Raw genomic sequence first — 16,835 nt, forward strand, 5'->3', positions numbered from 1 at the left:
TTTCGGCCGGAGGTGTGCGAGCCGCTGTGCGGCGACGATGTGCGGGCTGAGGTGGCCCGGTCGCGCGAACGCCCTACGGCGAGGAGACCGGGCCGCCGGCCATGCGGGCTTACGCGGTGGTACAGGTGGAGCCGTTGAGGGTGAATCCGGACGGTTTGGCGGTGTTGCCGGTGTGGGTGGCCTGGAACCCGATGTCCGTGGAGGCGCCGGGCGCCAGGACCGCGTTGTAGCCGGCGTCGGTGGCGGTGACCCGGCCGCTGGACGGGCTGTAGGTGGCGTTCCAGCCGCCGGTGATGGCTTGTCCGCTCGGGAGAGTGAAGGCCAGCGACCAGTGGCTGATGGTCGTCGAGCCGGTGTTGGTGATGGTGATGGTGCTGGTCAGTCCGTTGTTCCAGGCGCTGATGGTGTCGGCGATCCGGCAGGACCCGGTGCCTGCGGACGGCGGTGGCGACGAGACCGGCGGCGATGACGCCGGCGGGCTCGACACCGGTGGCGACGAGGGCGGCGGGCTGCTCGCGCCGTCGAGTCCGAGGAAGGCGATGGCGTAGGCGAGCTGCCCCGACATGGGCAACTGATGGCCGACGCCGGCGATGCTGATCCCCTCGACGGTCGCCTGGGTGCCCGTGCTCCCGTACCGGGTCCGGGTCCAGCTCGACTGCGGGTGGTCGGTGAACGCCGGGGTCTGGCTCAGCCCGTCGAGGTTGGTCCACTGTTTGAGCTCCTCGCCGAAGTTCGGGTAGGCGAGGGTGGTGTCGGTGGTCCCGTGCCACAGCTGCATCCGCGGGTAGCGGCCGGTGTAGCCCGGATACATGGCCCGGGCCTGGTCGCCCCACTGCTGTGCCGTCTTGCTGATGGTGCCGCCGGAGCATTGGCTGTTCCACAGCGACCCGTTGGTGGTCGCGAAGCAGCCGGCCGGGACGCCGGAGAACGCCGACGCGGCGGCGAACACGTCCGGGTACTGCGCGGCCAGGACGTTGGTCATCATCGCGCCGGAGGAGAAGCCGGAGACGACGATCCGGGACGCGTCGATCGGGTAGTGCGAGCGGGCGTAGGCGACCATCGACATGATGCCGGTGGAGTCGCCGCCGCCGTTGCGCTTCAGCGCGGCCGGGGTGGACACGTCGAAGCAGTGCCCGTCGCGGGTCGCCTCCGGCAGGACGATGATGTACCCGTACCGGTCGGCGGCGGTCACGTAGTCGTGCCCATTGCCGTTGAAGATGCCGCTCGCCGAGCCGCTGCAATAGTGCACCAGCACCAGCAGCGCCGGGCGGGACGCCAGCCGGGCCGGGACGTAGAGGTACATGCCGAGGTTCGTCGGGTTGTTGCCGAAGCCGGTCACCTGGGTCATCCCGGCGGCGAGCGCGGGTGAGCCGGGGAGCAGCAGGGCCGCGAGCCCGGCGGCGAGTGTTACCGCCGCGGCGAGCAGGAGCCGGGAGATGCGTCGCATGGACCTGTCCTTCGTGTTCAGGCGGCGGTGCAGCGCAGGGCGGGCGCGCCGGGGCTGCCGCTGACGGTGCCGAGGAAGCCGAACTGGGTGCTCGCGGCGGCGCCGAGCACGCCGTTGTAACTGACGTTGCGGGCCGTGACCGCGGCGCCGGACGCGGTGACCGTCGCATTCCACGCCTGCGACACCGACTCGCCGCTCGCGAACTGCCACGTGACCGTCCACGACGTGATCGGCGCCGACCCGGCGGTCACCGTGACCGCGGCCTGGAACCCGCCCTGCCACTGCCCCGTGACCGCATATGTCGCGGTGCACGCCTTGCCGCCGCCGCTCGACGCGGACGGGGATGCGGACGCGGACGGGGATGCGGATGCGGACGGCGAGGAAGTCGAGCCTGCGGTGCTACCGATGCTGCCCGGCACGGAGCGCAGCGCGGTGTACCAGGTGGCGGCCATCTTGTCGTAGCCGCCCACGGTGGGGTGGATGCCGTCGATGAGGTCGGCCGCGGTCAGGGCGGCGTGCATGTCGACCAGGTGGACGTGCTTGCCCGCGCCGGCCTTGCTCTGCACGATGCCGGGGATCGCGGCGTTGAACGTCCGGGCGGCCGTTTCCTGGCCGGAGTTGGCGAGCGGGATGATCGTGGCGACGAACACTTCGGCGGTGGGCGCCCCGGCCGTGATGTGGTCGATGAGCGTCGACAGCCGGCCGGGGGCGCCGCTGAGGTTGTAGTTCTGCAGCACGTCGTTGGTGCCGATGTGCAGCAGCACCGTGTGCGGGTTGGAGGTGCGCAGCCAGCCGGCGATGTTGGCGTCGATCTGGTCGATGCGCCAGCCGGGGTGGCCCTCGTGGTCGTGGTCACCGAGGGCGGCCGGACCGTTGAACTGCGAGCCGACGAAGTCGACTCGGTAGCCGCCGGCGTTCACCCGCTGCCACAGGCCGATCCGGTAGCCGCCCGGCACCTGCGTGCCTTCGGTGATCGAGTCGCCGAGCGGCATGACCCGCACGCCCCCGTTCGACTCCGCGCCCACGGGACCGGTCGTCAGGATCGTGGCGGCCGCCGCGAGCGCGGCGGCCAGCACCACCCCGGTCACCAGTCGATGTAGAGGCTTCATGCGCCCTCCAGAAGACGATGATGTTAGCGCTAACAGCGCGGCGCCGACGGTGCCAGAAATGCAGAGTTCGTTCAAGTCGGCATCCACGTCCGCCAGTCGTAATCAGGCGCCATTGAATGAAACTTTCCAAAATTCTGAAGCGTGACTTCCGCGACCCACAACTCATAACACTTTTGCAGCGACGTCATTCCCTGGCGTCCGAACGGCTCCCACAACCACTATTCGAATCTGCCCGAAGAACAGGCCGCTGCCAGCTGCCGCGTCGACCACGCGGTCACCCAGCGGGCTCAACGAACTCCGGCCTCTTCACCCGCCGTCAGGGACAAGGTGTCATCGGGCCGCGCCACCCAAGCCTGCGGCCGACGACAATATCCGGACGCAAGCGCTGCGAAAGGACAACCACATGCCCCGCGTGGTACCGGCGGTCACCCGCGCCCTCGACATTCTCGAACTGTTCCTGGATCACCCCGAGCTCTCGGCCCGCGAGATCACCGAGCGCCTCGGCCTGCCGCGCACCACCGTCCACGAGCTGCTCGTCACGCTCGTCGCCCGCTCCTACCTGGTCTCCGTGCCGGGCCAGCCGGTCCGCTACCGGCTCGGGATGCCGCCGTTCCAGCTCGGCGCGGCGTTCGCCGAGCGGCTGGACCTCGTGCGGGAGGCGCAGGAGGTGGCCCAGAGCGTCGCCGCCGCCTCGCACGAGGCCGTGCACGCCGCGGTGCTCGACGGTGCCGACGTGATCTACCTGGTGAAGGCCGACAGCACCCATCCCGTCCGGATGGTGTCCGCAGTCGGCCGGAGGCTGCCGGCGCACTGCACGGCGGTGGGCAAGATGCTGCTGTCGAGCCTCGACCCGGCCGAGCTCGACGCCCGGCTGCCGGCCCAGCTGATCGGCATGACCCCGGACAGCATCACCGACCCGCGGCGGCTGCGGGCCGCGCTCGACGAGATCCGGGCCGCGGGCGTGGCGGTCGACAACGGCGAGTCCGACGGCGCGGTGCGCTGCGTGGGCGCGCCGGTCCGCGACCGCACGGGTGCGACCGTCGCCGCGATGAGCATCTCCGCGCCGATCATGCGCTGGACGCCCGCGACGCACGCGGACTGGACGCGGCTGGTGCGGGACGGGGCCGCGGAGCTGTCGGCCCGGCTCGGGTACCGCGACCGGCGCGCACATTGACAGTGCTTACTCGGTCCTCTATGGTCGCCAGCACTTGGACCGAAATATCGAACCGTGTTCGAAATTTCGAACAGCGCATCGCCGCGGCGCATGCGCCAATGCCTTCTGCGATAAACGCATTCATTGATACGCCGAGTGAATTCGGGTATTGACCGCCGACATTGCATCGCCGTACCGTTCGGCACACATCCGAAACATATCGAAAATGCCCCGAGAGTTTCGAAACGCGGAGGAGGCGAACGGCCATGGAAGACCATCCGCTGTGGACCCGGCGCAGCTTTCTGGCAATGGGGGCGGGCGTGCTCGGCGCGGCCGGCCTGGCCGCGTGCGGCGGCAGCACGACACCGGCCCCACAGGCGCCGGCCGAGGTGCCGAAGGAACTGCTCGACGCGGCGGTGTCGCTGAAGGGCACGTCGATGGGCATGCTGTCGCAGAAGTTGTACTCGGAGGCGGCGAACGCGGCCCTGAACAGCTCGATCAAGAAGTTCGCCGACGCCACCGGCACGACGATCGGCAACAGCCTGGTCCAGGCCGACGCCGGCGACGTGGTGGCCAAGATCGACGCCGAGGTGAAGGGGGGCACGGCCCGCGACCTGGCGTTCATGACCGACTCGCGGTTCGTCGCCCAGTTCCAGGCGCTGGGCGACCTCGAGGACGTGTCGGACGTCGTGCGGGCCCTGACCGCCACCTATGGCGAGCCCACCGCGGAGTCCAAGAACTTCTGCGTCTTCGACGGCAAATGGTTCGCCATTCCGTACCACTTCATCGGCATCGGGTCGTTCCTGCGCAAGGACTGGATGCGGGACAAGGGCATCTCCCCCAAGGAGGTGTACAGCTGGGAGGAGCTGCGGGACCTGTGCCTGGCGATCTCCGACCCGGGCAAGCGCCGGTTCGGCTGGGGCATGACGGTGAACCGGTCCGGGGACGCCAACGGCATGATCGAGGCGCTGATCAACGCGTACGGCGGGTCGATCGCCTCCAACGACGGCCGGAAGGTCACGTTCAACTCCCCCGAGACCGTGCAGGCGGTGGCATTCCTGGGCGACATCTACACCAACCCGAAGTACAAGCCGATGCTGCCGCCCGGGGTGGCCGCCTGGACCGACTCCAGCAACAACGAGAACTGGCTGGCCGGCATCCTCGGCTACACCCGCAACCAGTTCAGCGTCTACGCCGACTCCAAGACGAAGAAGAATCCCGTCTACGACAACACCCACGTCTTCGCCGACTGCACCGGCCCGGCCACCGACAAGCCGCTGCTGCTCGGCCAGTCCCAGGGGTTCGTCGTGTTCAAGGGGGCCAAGAACACCGCCCTGGCCAAGCTCCTGGCCCAGTACCTGGTCAGCGCCCCGGCCCTGCTCGGCGTGGCGAAGGAGGCGCCCGGCCTCGCGCTGCCCGCCTGGGAGAAGGTCTGGGACGCCGACCCCTTCTTCACCAGCGGTGACCCGGCGTTCCCGATCATGCGCAAGATCACCCAGCAGACACTGCCACTGTCCACGAAGAACGGCCTGAACTTCCCGCAGAAGGCCAGTGCCGGGCAGCAGGCGGTCGTCAGCGCGTACGTGCTGACGGACATGATGCAGCAGGTCATCCAGGGCACCGCGCCGGCCCAGGCGGTGCAGGCCGCGCACACGAAGATGGTGCAGATTTTCAACCAGCAGGGCCTGACGCAGTGACCACGGTCCGGACCGCACCGGCGCGCCGGCCGGCCGCGCCGCCGGGGCCCGGCTCCCTCACCGCGGCCCAGCGGCGCCTCGGCCGCGACTGGCGGCTGGCGGCGCTGTTCCTCGCGCCGACGGCGGTCCTGGTCGGCGCGCTCGTGCTCGTGCCGATCGCCCGTTCGATCGTCACGAGCACCACCGAACGGCACGGCCCGGGCAACGTCTTCGTCGGCCTGGACAACTACCTCGCCCTCGCCGGCGACGAGCAGTTCCGCACCGGCGTGACCAACTCCTTCGTCTTCACCGCGTACGCCGAGGTGTTCAAGGTCGTGCTCGGCCTGGCCGCGGCCCTGCTGCTGCACCATCGGCGGCGCGGGCGGGCGGTACTGGCCGGCCTGCTCTTGCTCCCGTGGGTCGTGCCGACCGTGGTGACGGCGTTCAGCTGGCGCTCCCTGCTCGACCCGATCTTCGGCAGCGTCAACATCCTGCTCACCGACTCCGGGATCGGCCCGCTGCTGGCCGCGGTGCACCTGATCGACGAGTGGCCCGCCGGATGGCTATCCGATCCGGCCCTGGCGATGCCGTCGGTGATCCTCGTCAACGTGTGGAAGGGCGTGCCGTTCTTCACCATCGCGTTCCTGGCCGGACTCAAGGCCATCCCGGCCGACCGCTACGAGGCGGCGACCGTCGACGGCGCCTCGGCATGGCAGCGGTTCGCGCACGTGACACTGCCCGGCCTACGCCACGTGATCACGGTGACGGTGACGCTGTCGTCGATCTGGACGTTCAACAACTTCGACCTGATCTGGCTGCTGACCCAGGGCGGCCCGGGCGACGCGACCGCCCCGTACGTGCTGGTGGCCTACTCGAAGGCGATCCTGCAGCTGCAGTACGGGGCGGGCGCGGCGGTGACGCTGGTGATGCTGCCGGTCATCGGCGCGCTGGTGTTCTTCCTGGTTCGGTTGCTGCGCCGGGACGCCGACGCCGAGCCCCGCGGGCGGCCCACGCCCGTGCGGAAGGCGGTGCCGTGGGTCGTGGCGGCGGTCGTCACGGGCCTGCTGGCCTGGGCGTCGCCGGACATCTTCTGGAAGGCCGCGGTGGTGCTGGGCGTGATCGCGCTGATCGCGGCGGGGGTCGGCCGGGTGACCTCGGCGTTGCAGGCCGGGGGCCGGCGCCGGGCCTCGGCCGTGGTCTCGCGGCTGGGGTCCGGTCTGGCGCTGGCCGCGTTGCTGGTGTTCGTGCTGGCCCCGCTGTACTGGATCGCGGTCACCGCTTTCAAGTCCGAGGGCCAGATCGTCATGCGGGTGCACGACCTGTGGCCGACGCCGTGGACCCTGGAGCAGTTCGGCGACCTGTTCACCACGAAGCCGTTCGGACGCTGGTACCTCAACACGGTGCTCGTGTCCCTGGCCTCCACCGCGGTGGCGCTGGTCTGTGCCGCCCTGGCCGGGTATGCGCTGGCCCGGCTGCGGTTCCGCGGCGCGCAAGGGTTCACCGTGACGGTGCTGCTCACCTACGTGATGCCCGGGGCGTTGCTGTTCATCCCGCTGTACCAGTTGCTGATCCGGATGCGGCTGACCGACTCGCTGTGGTCCCTGGTGGTCACGTATCCGACGTTCACGCTGCCGTTCGCCACATGGTTGCTGACCGGCTACTTCTCGTCGATCCCGGTCGAGCTGGAGGAGGCCGCGCTGGTCGACGGCTGCACCCGCATCCAGGCGCTGCGCCGCGTCGTGCTGCCCCTGGCCCGGCCGGGGCTGCTGGCGGTCGCGATGTTCACCCTGACCAACGCCTGGAACGAGTTCCTGTTCGCGCTCGTGTTCATCACCAAGGACGAGTACAAGACGCTGCCCGTCGGCATGCAGTCGATGATCATCGGCGACGTGGTGCCGCAGGGCCAGCTCGCCGCCGCGTCGCTGCTCGTCAGCATCCCCGTCGTCGTCATGTACGCGTTCGGGCAGCGCTATCTGACCGAGGGGCTCACCGCCGGCGCGGTCAAGGGCTGACGTCGATCGCTGGAACACCATGGGCCGAGCGTCGAAGCCCTCGGCCGGGCCGTGCACGTGTTCTCCACCTTCGGCCGCGCCCGCCGCACGCCGTCCCGCGCCCTCTACCGCGGCGCCGACTCGCAGGTCGTGCGCTGGGTCTCGGCGAACCCGAACGACTTGCGCATGCCCCTGAACGAAGCACACACCGGGTCCGGGTCACGAAGGCGTCGTGGCCGCGCCAGCCTTGGGGATTGAGCATGAGCAGCCTGACCGGCGCCTGCCGGGCATCCAGCGCGCCGATGAGCGCAGCGAGTTCGCCCGGCGCTTTCCCGGCTGCGCGGCCACCATGCACCGTCGAGCGCGGCCGCAGGGGTCGGGAACGTGGTGCGCAGCTCCAGCAGCGATGCCGTGAACGTCGCCAGTCCGCACTGGGCCGGCGGGTAGGTGCTGAGAAATCCGAAGGAAATGGTCATGCGACACGGCCGGCGGGCCGCAGATCGGCGTTGATGGAGCGGCGGCTGGGCATTCCTGGCATGACCCACCGTTCATGGCGGGTGCGGCGCCGACCGGCGAGCGCAGATGGCTTACCCGGCGCTGGTCATTCGGTGCGAACACCATCGAGACGACGATCCGCCGCCGCCAACCCGGAGTATCGATCGAGCCAGGTCAACGCTACTCACCGTAGCGCGTGGCCGAGCGGGTCAGAACGAGCCAGTTCGCGTATCGCTGTACGGCGCGAGCCGCGCGCCGACCACGTGCCGGAAGTTCAGCAGCAGCGTCGAGGTCTGCTCGTCACCGAACCGCGACACCGTCAGCGGGTGCACGGACTCCTCGGCCATCCACGCTGTGAGCTGCTCCAGCGAGAGATCGGTCCCGTGCACACGCAGCACGAGTTCCTTGTCCCGGCCAACGGTGAGCAGATACAACAAGCACGTTGGAGGATCGACGATCATGGCCCGTGTCCCTTCGGCGGATCGCGGCACCGGCCCACCGTCTACAATGGACGCCCCATCACAGCACCTGCACAGCTGTCCGGTGGGCGGCACACCTTCACGGTACATCGGCGGACCGGAGCCAGCCGACCGAGCGGAGCCACCGGGATCCTCGACGTTCGGCGTCAGGCGTCCGGACACTGCCACGACCGGGCAGGTGGCGCGTCGCAACGGCGTGTACGGTGGAAACCCTTGATCTGTCGTCTCGGCACAACCCGGAGCGATCGCCGACGCATGGTCTCGCACCGGATGACCAGCGCCGGGGAAGCCATCTGCGCTCGCCGGCCGGCGCCGCACCCGCCAGATGACCGTTCCGGACGGCTCCGCGAGCACAGCAGGCCGCGGACGTCTCACGGGTACTGCGCCGACGACGTCGCCCGCGGCCTGCTGGTCATCTGCCGCGAGCCGGACCCGTCGCCGGACCTGCTCCGCCTCGCCGAACGGTATCTGGCGTTCCTCATGGAGGCCCAGGCTTCGTTCCGCAACCGGCTCGGGCCGGACCGGCGGTGGCAGGACGAGCCGGCGGTCGGTGACTGGTGGGGCCGGACGCTGTGGGGCCTCGGCACCACCTCATTGATCCCGCCCACCGGCCGCTGACGACGTTGCCGGCCGGCCGGTGCTGCTGGTTCGCCCCCTCGCGGCGGATGCGGACGCCGCGGGAGCCAACGCGACGGTCGTCACAGGGTCTGCGCGGGCACAGGCGTAGGCTGAGCCCGCGGCCCGTGGTCATGCGGCCGCATGTGGCCGGGGCGACTACTCCTTCTCGCCTTCACCCGCCGTTTCTGCGGCGCTGGTCCGGAGGTCTCTGCCCAATGCAGGTCATGCAGTTCAAACCCAGGCCCGATCGTCGGCACGACTCGACAGGTCCGGCGAATGTGAAGTCGGGCGCGGCGACGCCGGGCGGTGCGACGATCCACCCGATCGGCGCCCAGGCCGTGGTCCATGCGCTCCTGGCCGCGGCCAACGCGGCCGGGTTCGCGCCTTCGATCCTCGACAGCCAGCCGTGGCGGTGGCGGCTGACCGGTAACACGCTCGCCCTGCACCTCGACCGCACCCGCATCGACCATGACGTCGACGTCGACGGGCGTTTGGCGATCATCAGCTGCGGGGCAGCCCTGCATCATGCCCGGATCGCGCTGGCGGCGGCGGGCTGGCGGCTCACGACGAATCGCCGGCCTGACCCCGCCGACCCGGACAGGCTCGCGTCGCTGCGGCTCGAGGAGCGCTCGCCGGCCGAGCCGGAGGATGCGCCGCTCATGAGCAGCATCCCCCTGCGCCGCACCGACCGGACGCCGGTTACCGGCGCGCCGATCGCAGCCGCGCAGCTCAAGGCCGTCACCTCCGCGGTGCGGGCCGAGGAGACGTCGCTCCACGTGCTCTACCCGGACGAGGTGCTCGAGCTTGCCCGGGTCGCCTCCGGCGGCCGCCCAGCACCGGCCGGCCCGGCGGACCGCTCAACCGGTGCGGGGCCGGTGGGCCTCGCCGATGGCCGCGGCGCGACGTTCGCGCTGCTGTACGGCCACACCGACGAGCCGGAGGACTGGCTGCGCGCGGGCGAGGCCCTGTCCGCCGGTTGGCTGACCGCGACCGCCGCCGGCGTCTCCGTCCTACCCCTCAGCGCGGCCGTCGAGGTGGTCTCCACGCGGCAGGCGGTCCAGGTGATGATCGGCTGCGTCGGCTACCCGTACCTGCTGCTGCGCCTCGGCCGCGCCGCCGCGCCGCCGTCCGGCCCGCGCCGCGCACCGGCCGCCCAAATCATCGATCGATGCTGACATCCCCGGCTCGCGGCGCCGCCGCTGCCATGGCCAGCAGCCGACGCGCTCTGCCGGCGGCATGAGCGCGAGGCTTCGGTTGAGGCGCAGACGTTTGGCCACTCCAGCCGATTGCGCCGGCGAGATCGAGGATCTACGCTGCCCGACCATGATCTTCCGTGCCCTGCCGGCATACCTCTGCGCTGCCACCGCCGGTCTCGCCGCCTCGACCGCCATCGGCGATCCCGCCTGGGCCGGGACTGGGAGGGACACCGCCGCAGGCAGCGCCCAGGACATCGCCTACGCGCTCGGCTATGCGACGCCGGGGTTCTGCTGTATCGCAGTCATCGCCGTCGTCGTCTTCCTTCTGGTACGCCGGTACAACCGGCGCTGACGAACGCGCGCTCCGGCTCACCGCCAACCGGGCCGAACAGCGGCTCCCGCACCGCCGGCTCGACATCCTCGACTCCCTCGCCGCCGAGCCCGCACCGGCCGGCGGGGTCCGCGCCGCGCTGCTGGACCGGCTGCACGGGTTCCACCAGGCCGCCCAGGCGCGCGTGCAGAACCTGCGCGACCAGCTCACCATGGCGGAGGGCTTCGCCGGCCAGATCCAGGAGCAGGTCGATCGCTTCGCCCCATAGGCGCCGCGAACGCGGAACGCAGGGGCAAGGTGGAGCGGCACGGCGCATGCAATGAGGCACGACATCGCATGCGCCGCACCGGCTTGGGGGTCAGGCCGTCGGGCCCATCTTCGTCAGGCGCGAGTAGAGCTCGGGCCGCCGGTCCCGCAGGAACGGCCGCTTGCGCCGGGTGCGGTCGATCAGGCTGAGGTCCACCTCCGCGACCGCCAGGCCGTCGGCGCCGTCCGCCGCCTGGGCCAGCACGTCGCCGTCCGGGCCGTAGACGGCGCTGAGGCCGAAGTAGTCCTTGGCGCCCTCCTTGCCGACCCGGTTCGAGCAGATCACGAACAGGCCGTTGAACACCGCGTGGGCGCGCAGCTCCAGCTGGAAGACCTCGCGCATGGGGGCGCTGGCCGAGGCGACCGGCACGCAGAGCACCGAGCCGCCGCGCAGGGCCACGATGCGGCTCAGCTCGGGGAAGTGGCGCTCGTAGCAGATGATGGTGCCCACGCCGGTCTCGCCGGTGTCGACGACCTCGGGCTCCGTGCCGCCGGGCTGGAAGTAGAACTTCTCCGGGAAGCCGTTGGAGAACGGCAGGTGCGACTTGCGGTACACCGACTTGAGCTCGCCGGCCACGTAGGTGCAGGCCGTGTTGTAGTACACGCCTGGCACGTCGGCGGCCTCGAAGATCGACGAGACGATCGTCATGCCGTGCTGCCGCGAGCGCTCGGCGGCCATCTGGTTCGACGGGCCGTCGATGCGCTCGGCCAGCTCGAAGTAGTCGAGGTCCGGCTCCGGCTGGACGAACGGCACGGCGAAGAGCTCCGGCAGCAGCAGGATCCGGGCGCCCTGGCCGGCGGCGTCGTCGATCAGGTCGGCGGCGCGGCCGATCGTCTCCTTGCGGTCGTTGGAGGCCTGCAGTTGCAGTGCGGCGAGTTTCACGCTGGGACCCTCTCGTGGGAGGCCTGGGTCAGGCCGGTGATGGACACCCCGGACCGGGTCTTGTACCGCTTGTTCACCGAGATGAGCACGGCGGTCAGCGGTTCCAGCTGACGGGCCAGCCGCAGCCGGCCCGCGTCGACGCCCCGGCCGCCGGTCACGTCGGCGGCCAGGCCCATGACGAGCTCCTTGGCCTCGCGGTCGTCGCCGCACACCAGGACGTCCTCGTGGCTCAGATCCGCGTCCGGGTCGAGCAGCAGCGGTGCCGAGAGGTGGTGGAACGCGCCCACCACCGTGGCGTCGCCGGCCAGGGACGCGGCCTCCTCGGCGGCGCTGCCCGCGGCGACGTCGAGGCCGAACGGGCCCTGCTTGTCGAAGCCCAGCGGGTTGACGCAGCTGATGACGATCTTCCCGGCCAGGACACCGGCCAGCGACGACACCAGCTCGGTGTGCCCGTCGTAGGGCACGGCGAGCAGCACGACGGGGGCGGAGGCGGCCGCATCGAGGTTCGACGCGCCGGTGATGTCCCCGGCCACCCGGCGCGACTCCACGGAGCCGATCTCGAGCTCGTGCCCCAGCTCCACCGCGGCCGACGAAGCACGCGAAGCGTCTCGGGAGCCGAGCACGACGGAGTGTCCGGCGCGCGCCAGGCGGTAGGCCAGGCCGCGGCCCTGGGGACCGGTCCCGCCGATGACGGCGATCGTGGTGAGGCTCATGCCTTGGCCGCCTGCGCGAGCCGGGTGAGGGTCTGCTCCTTGTCGCCCAGCGTCGAGATGATGGGGCTGCGGACGCCGGCCTCGTGGTACGACATCAGCTTCTCGAACGCGTCGTCCGTCGAGCCACAGGCGGTCACGTTCTGGACCAGGCTGTTGGGGACGAGCTGCATCGCGCGCTTGATGTCCTCGGGGGTCGCGGGCCAGCCGGCGATCTCCTGGAGCCGGTCGACCAGCTCGCGCTCGACGCCGCAGTGCTCGGCGATGTGGGGCTGCTGGCACAGGTACAGCGTCAGGAAGGCCTTGCAGGCGTCGATGGCCTCCTGCGGGTCGTCGTCGTTGATGCTGCACGAGACGATCTGGGTGAGGTCGATCGACGTCTTGCCGTCGGTGCGCTTGGCAATGCCGCGCTCGATCGCCGCGCGGGCGCCGACGAGGTACGACGGCGGCAGCAGGAAGTCCATGTGCACGCCGTCGCTGATCTCACCGGCCAGCTCGAGCATCTTCGGGCCGACGGCGCCGATGTAGATGGGGATGTCGACGGGCTTGTTCTCGCGGTACATGCTGTCGAACCGCACGCCGCGCATCTGCACGAAGTCGCCCTCGAACTCGACGAGCTCGTTGCGGAAGAACGACTGCAGGACGGTGATGTACTCGCGCATCGACGCGATCGGCTTGACGAGGGGCTGGCCGACCTTGGTGGCCAGCGGCTCCCACCAGGCGCCGATGCCGAGGATCGCGCGGCCGGGCGCGACCTCGTCGAGGGTCTTGAAGGTGACCGCCATGAGCGAGGCGTTGCGGCTCTTGTTGTTGACGACGCCGGTGCCGATCTTCACGTGGCGGGTCTTGCTCGCGATGATCGCGGCCGGCACGATGCCGTCGCGGGCGAGGCGCCCCTCGGCGACCCAGACCGACTCGAAGCCGTTCTGGTCGGCGAACTCGGCCTGCCAGTAGGTCTGCTCGAGGCTGAGCCGCTCGCCGACGTGGATGCCAAGAGGAATCTTCATAACGCTCCGTTCAGAATCCGTTCAGAAGAGGTGCGGCGCGCCGCGCTCGGCGAAGGATCCGCGGCCCGCGGCGCCGTCGAAGGAGCCGTCGGCGCCGACCAGGTGGTCGCCGCGGGACAGGACGTGGACCGGCTTGCCGGTGACCCGCATCCCGTCGTAGAGGTTGTAGTCGGTGCGCATGTGGGTGTTCTCGGTGGTGATGACGTGGTCGGCGTTCGGGTCCCACACGACCAGGTCGGCGTCGGCCCCGACGGCGACGATCCCCTTGCGGGGGAACAGGCCGAAGAGCTTGGCCGGCCGGGTCGACACCAGGTCGACGAAGCGGCAGGCGTCGAAGCGCCCGCTCGCCACGCCGCCCTCCCAGAGCACCATGAGCCGGTCCTCGATGCCGGGCACCCCGTTGGGCACCTTGGGGAAGTAACCGGGGCTGCGCAGCTTCTGCGGGGGCAGGTCGTCGGGCTGGTGCAGGCAGAAGCCCGCGTGGTCGGTCGCGACCGTCGCCACCGCGCCGGTGACGAGCGCCTTCCACAGGCCCTCCTGGTTGCTGCGCTCGCGGATCGGCGGCGAGCACAGGTAGGCGGCGGCCTTCTCGCCGAGGCCCTCGTAGTCCTCGTAGGCGACCTGCAGGTACTGCGGGCAGGTCTCCGCCCACACCCGGCGGCCGTCGGCCCGGGCCCGGCTGATCTCGTCGGCCGCGGCGGCGCTGGAGACGTGCACAACGTACAGCGGCGCCCCCACCGACTCGGCGAGGACGATCGCGCGGTGCACGGCCTCGGCCTCGGAGTCGTGGCCGTGCGCGGTCGCGTGGAAGTGCTCGGCGGTGTCGCCGCGCTCGATGAGCAGCTGGGTCTCGCGGGCCACCATGTGCCCGTTCTCGGCGTGCACCATCGGCAGCACGCCGAGCTCGCGGGCGAGGTCGAAGCCCTCCAGCAGCTCACCGTCGTCGACCATCTGGGTGCCCGGGTAGGCCATGAAGAACTTCCAGCTGGCCGCCCCCTCGCCGGCGAGGCGGCGCAGGTCGTCGAGCACGTCGGGCTGCTGGGCGCGGGGCGGGACGATGGCGTGCAGACCGAAGTCGACGACGGAGCGTTCCTGGGCCGCGTCGCGGCGGCGCAGGTACGTGTCGTACAGCGACCGGTCCGGCTCCTTCTTGACGAAGTCCAGGATCGTCGTGGTGCCGCCGTGCGCGGCGGCGACGGTCCCGGTGTAGAAGTCGTCGGCCGTCCTGGTGGTGAACCCGTCGATCGGGTACTCCAGGTGCGTGTGCGCGTCGATCCCGCCCGGGATGACGAGCATGCCGGTCGCGTCGATGACCGTGTCGGCGGTCCAGTCCGAACCGATACCGAGCGCGACGATCCGGCCGTCGCGCACGAGCACGTCGGCGCGGATGGCCGCGTCGGCGTTGACGACCCTACCGCCGCGAATCAGTGTCGATCCCATAGCCATCTCTCCAGTTCAGCCCTGGTAGTGCTCGTCGGCGAGGGCGAGGACCTCGTCGAGCACGCCGAGCGCCAGGTCGATCTCGGCGGCGTTGATGACCAGCGGCGGCGTGAGGCGCAGGACGTTGAAGTTGGCGGTGAGGTACACGCCCCGCTCCATCGCGGCCTTGAGCAGCTTGCCCACCGGGGCGGCCGCGGGTCCCTTGGCGTTGAACGGGACGAGCGGCTCCTTGGTCGCGCGGTTCTTCACCAGCTCGACGCCGTAGAAGAGCCCGCGGCCGCGGATGTCGCCGATGCTCGGGTGCCGCTCGGCCAGCTGGGCCAGGCCGGCGCCGAGGCGCTCGCCCATCGCCCGCGAGTTGTCCACGACGCCCTCGTCCTGCATGATCCGCAGCGAGGCCACGCCGGACGCGCACGCGAGGGGGTGACCGGCGTAGGTCATGCCGCCCCAGAACATGTTCGTCCGCAGCCACTCGGAGATCCGCTCGTTCACCGTCATCGCGCCGAGCGGGACGTAGCCCGAGTTCAGGCCCTTGGCGGTGATGAGGATGTCGGGCGTGACGTTCCAGTGGTTGCAGGCGAACCACTCGCCGGTGCGGCCGAAGCCGGCCATGACCTCGTCGAAGATCAGGATGATGCCGTACCGGTCGCAGACCTCGCGCAGCGACCGCAGGTACCCGTCCGGCGGGTAGAGCAGGCCGTTGGTCCCGGTGACCGGCTCGACGATGACGGCGGCGACGGTCTCGGGGTTCTCGTACTGCAGGATCTCCTCGAGGTGCGGCCCGCCCGAGCAGACCGGGCACGGGTCGGGGTGCCCGGCCGGGCAGCGGTACGTGTACGGGTCGAGCATCCGCACCACGCCGCTGATGCCCGGCTCCGCGGCCCACCGGCGCGGGTCGCCGGTGAGCGACATCGCGCCGGCGGTGGCGCCGTGGTAGGAGCGGTACCGCGCGACGATCTTGTGCCGGCCGGTCACGTGGCGGGCGAGCCGCACCGCGTTCTCGTTGGCCGCCGCGCCGCCGGTGGTGAAGAAGCTCATCTTCAGGTCGCCGGGGGTCAGGTGCGCGATCATCTCGGCCAGCTCGGCCCGCGAGCGCTCCGCGAAGCCGGGGCCGATGTAGCACAGCTCCTCGGCCTGGGCGCGGATCGCCTCGACGAGGCGGGGGTGCTGGTGGCCCAGGTTCAGGTTGACGAGCTGCGACTGGAAATCCAGGTACTTGCGGCCGTCGTAGTCCCAGAACCACGAGCCCGAGCCGCCGGCGACGGGGATCGGGTCGAGCGAGCCCTGCACCGACCAGGAGTGGATGACGTACTCCTTGTCGACCGCCTTCACCCGCTCCGCGGTCCAGGCGTCGGTGCCGATCTGGTGCTCGGTGATGGTCATGCGCCGGCCTTGACCTCGGCGCCGAACGTGGCGAGGCGGGCGAGCGGGCGGCCGGCGTTGGCCGCGGCGACGATCACGAAGATCTCGCGGGGCCGCGGGACATCGGCGACCTGCAGCGTCACCGTCTGGTGGTGCGAGCGGGTCTTCGAGTCCAGCTTGTGCTTGAGCGGGATGTCGATCGGGCTGCCGGTGAGTCCGACCTTCTCGGCCGCCGGGAGCAGCTCGGTGCCGCCGGCCGCGTTGCGGAACATGTTGCCGAACCGCAGGTTGTGAATGAGCGCCGAGCCGTGCTCGAGCTCCCCGTCGATGCCGACGAGCGCCGCCTTGCCGAAGGCCTCGACCTCGTCGCCCAGCAGCTCGACGCAGGCCGGGCCGATGAGGCTGCCGATCTCCTCGCCCAGCTCGTCGGCGAGGGTCACCAGATCCTGCACGTACTCGCTGGGGTAGGGGTTCTCGATGACGACCCCGACGAACGCGACGCGGTGGCGGGGCTGCACGTCCTGACCGTTCTCGAGCCAGGTCTCCTCGAGGTGGCGAACGATCTTCCGGACCCTGATCACGATCACTCCTCTGTGGTTCATTCAACGAACCGTCGGTTCAAATACTGTAGA

The 16,835-nt window shown here is 70.6% G+C and carries 16 protein-coding genes; 7 read left to right on the forward strand and 9 right to left on the reverse strand.

What is annotated here, in order from left to right; all coding sequences use genetic code 11:
* Positions 1-109 precede the first annotated feature (109 nt).
* Complete coding sequence (locus AC6JBM_RS21410) at positions 110-1,447, reverse strand: extracellular catalytic domain type 1 short-chain-length polyhydroxyalkanoate depolymerase (protein ID WP_497985345.1); 1,338 nt, start codon at positions 1,445-1,447, stop codon at positions 110-112.
* Between the two features lie 17 nt (positions 1,448-1,464).
* On the reverse strand, positions 1,465-2,556 hold the full coding sequence (locus AC6JBM_RS21415) for a cellulose binding domain-containing protein (RefSeq protein WP_497985346.1): 1,092 nt from the start codon (positions 2,554-2,556) through the stop codon (positions 1,465-1,467).
* Positions 2,557-2,959: 403 nt separating this feature from the next.
* Between AC6JBM_RS21415 and AC6JBM_RS21420 the strand changes: the two genes are divergently transcribed.
* The 3 genes from AC6JBM_RS21420 (at position 2,960) to AC6JBM_RS21430 (ending at position 7,397) form a co-directional block, all read left to right on the forward strand.
* Positions 2,960-3,730, forward strand: a complete 771-nt coding sequence (locus tag AC6JBM_RS21420; RefSeq protein WP_497985347.1) for an IclR family transcriptional regulator — start codon at positions 2,960-2,962, stop codon at positions 3,728-3,730.
* 245 nt (positions 3,731-3,975) lie between these two features.
* The gene (locus tag AC6JBM_RS21425; RefSeq protein ID WP_497985348.1) at positions 3,976-5,406 is read left to right on the forward strand and encodes an extracellular solute-binding protein; all 1,431 of its coding nucleotides are present in this window, start codon (positions 3,976-3,978) and stop codon (positions 5,404-5,406) included.
* Entirely contained in the window at positions 5,403-7,397 is a 1,995-nt protein-coding gene (locus AC6JBM_RS21430) for an ABC transporter permease (protein ID WP_497985349.1), read from the forward strand. Before AC6JBM_RS21425 ends, AC6JBM_RS21430 begins: the two co-directional genes overlap by 4 nt.
* A gap of 683 nt (positions 7,398-8,080) precedes the next feature.
* Here AC6JBM_RS21430 and AC6JBM_RS21435 read toward each other — a convergent pair.
* The gene (locus tag AC6JBM_RS21435) at positions 8,081-8,332 is read right to left on the reverse strand and encodes a hypothetical protein (RefSeq protein ID WP_497985350.1); all 252 of its coding nucleotides are present in this window, start codon (positions 8,330-8,332) and stop codon (positions 8,081-8,083) included.
* 288 nt (positions 8,333-8,620) lie between these two features.
* Between AC6JBM_RS21435 and AC6JBM_RS21440 the strand changes: the two genes are divergently transcribed.
* The 4 genes from AC6JBM_RS21440 (at position 8,621) to AC6JBM_RS21455 (ending at position 10,763) form a co-directional block, all read left to right on the forward strand.
* Complete coding sequence (locus AC6JBM_RS21440) at positions 8,621-8,968, forward strand: hypothetical protein (protein ID WP_497985351.1); 348 nt, start codon at positions 8,621-8,623, stop codon at positions 8,966-8,968.
* Between the two features lie 278 nt (positions 8,969-9,246).
* Positions 9,247-10,143 (forward strand): nitroreductase, encoded by an 897-nt coding sequence (locus tag AC6JBM_RS21445; RefSeq protein WP_497985352.1) that lies wholly within the window; start codon positions 9,247-9,249, stop codon positions 10,141-10,143.
* 148 nt (positions 10,144-10,291) lie between these two features.
* The gene (locus AC6JBM_RS21450; protein ID WP_497985353.1) at positions 10,292-10,516 is read left to right on the forward strand and encodes a hypothetical protein; all 225 of its coding nucleotides are present in this window, start codon (positions 10,292-10,294) and stop codon (positions 10,514-10,516) included.
* Complete coding sequence (locus tag AC6JBM_RS21455) at positions 10,437-10,763, forward strand: hypothetical protein (RefSeq protein WP_497985354.1); 327 nt, start codon at positions 10,437-10,439, stop codon at positions 10,761-10,763. Before AC6JBM_RS21450 ends, AC6JBM_RS21455 begins: the two co-directional genes overlap by 80 nt.
* 90 nt (positions 10,764-10,853) lie before the next feature.
* On the opposite strand, the gene AC6JBM_RS21460 is transcribed toward AC6JBM_RS21455, so the two are convergent.
* The 6 genes from AC6JBM_RS21460 to AC6JBM_RS21485 are packed head-to-tail and all read right to left on the reverse strand — an operon-like array spanning position 10,854 to position 16,784.
* Positions 10,854-11,684, reverse strand: a complete 831-nt coding sequence (locus AC6JBM_RS21460) for a nitrilase-related carbon-nitrogen hydrolase (RefSeq protein WP_497985355.1) — start codon at positions 11,682-11,684, stop codon at positions 10,854-10,856.
* Positions 11,681-12,397: an NADPH-dependent F420 reductase gene (gene npdG / locus AC6JBM_RS21465; protein WP_497985356.1), complete on the reverse strand. Its 717-nt coding sequence runs from the start codon at positions 12,395-12,397 to the stop codon at positions 11,681-11,683. Before npdG ends, AC6JBM_RS21460 begins: the two co-directional genes overlap by 4 nt.
* Positions 12,394-13,401, reverse strand: a complete 1,008-nt coding sequence (locus AC6JBM_RS21470) for an LLM class flavin-dependent oxidoreductase (protein ID WP_497985357.1) — start codon at positions 13,399-13,401, stop codon at positions 12,394-12,396. Before AC6JBM_RS21470 ends, npdG begins: the two co-directional genes overlap by 4 nt.
* Positions 13,402-13,422: 21 nt before the next feature.
* Positions 13,423-14,841 carry a dihydropyrimidinase gene (gene hydA / locus AC6JBM_RS21475; protein WP_497985358.1) on the reverse strand — a complete coding sequence of 473 codons (1,419 nt, stop codon included), beginning with the start codon at positions 14,839-14,841 and terminating at the stop codon, positions 13,423-13,425.
* Between the two features lie 15 nt (positions 14,842-14,856).
* Positions 14,857-16,224: an aminotransferase class III-fold pyridoxal phosphate-dependent enzyme gene (locus AC6JBM_RS21480; RefSeq protein ID WP_497985359.1), complete on the reverse strand. Its 1,368-nt coding sequence runs from the start codon at positions 16,222-16,224 to the stop codon at positions 14,857-14,859.
* Positions 16,221-16,784, reverse strand: coding sequence for an amino acid synthesis family protein (locus AC6JBM_RS21485; protein WP_344513343.1), 564 nt, complete (start codon positions 16,782-16,784; stop codon positions 16,221-16,223). Before AC6JBM_RS21485 ends, AC6JBM_RS21480 begins: the two co-directional genes overlap by 4 nt.
* Positions 16,785-16,835 lie beyond the last annotated feature (51 nt).

The organism is Dactylosporangium thailandense (genome assembly GCF_059739745.1).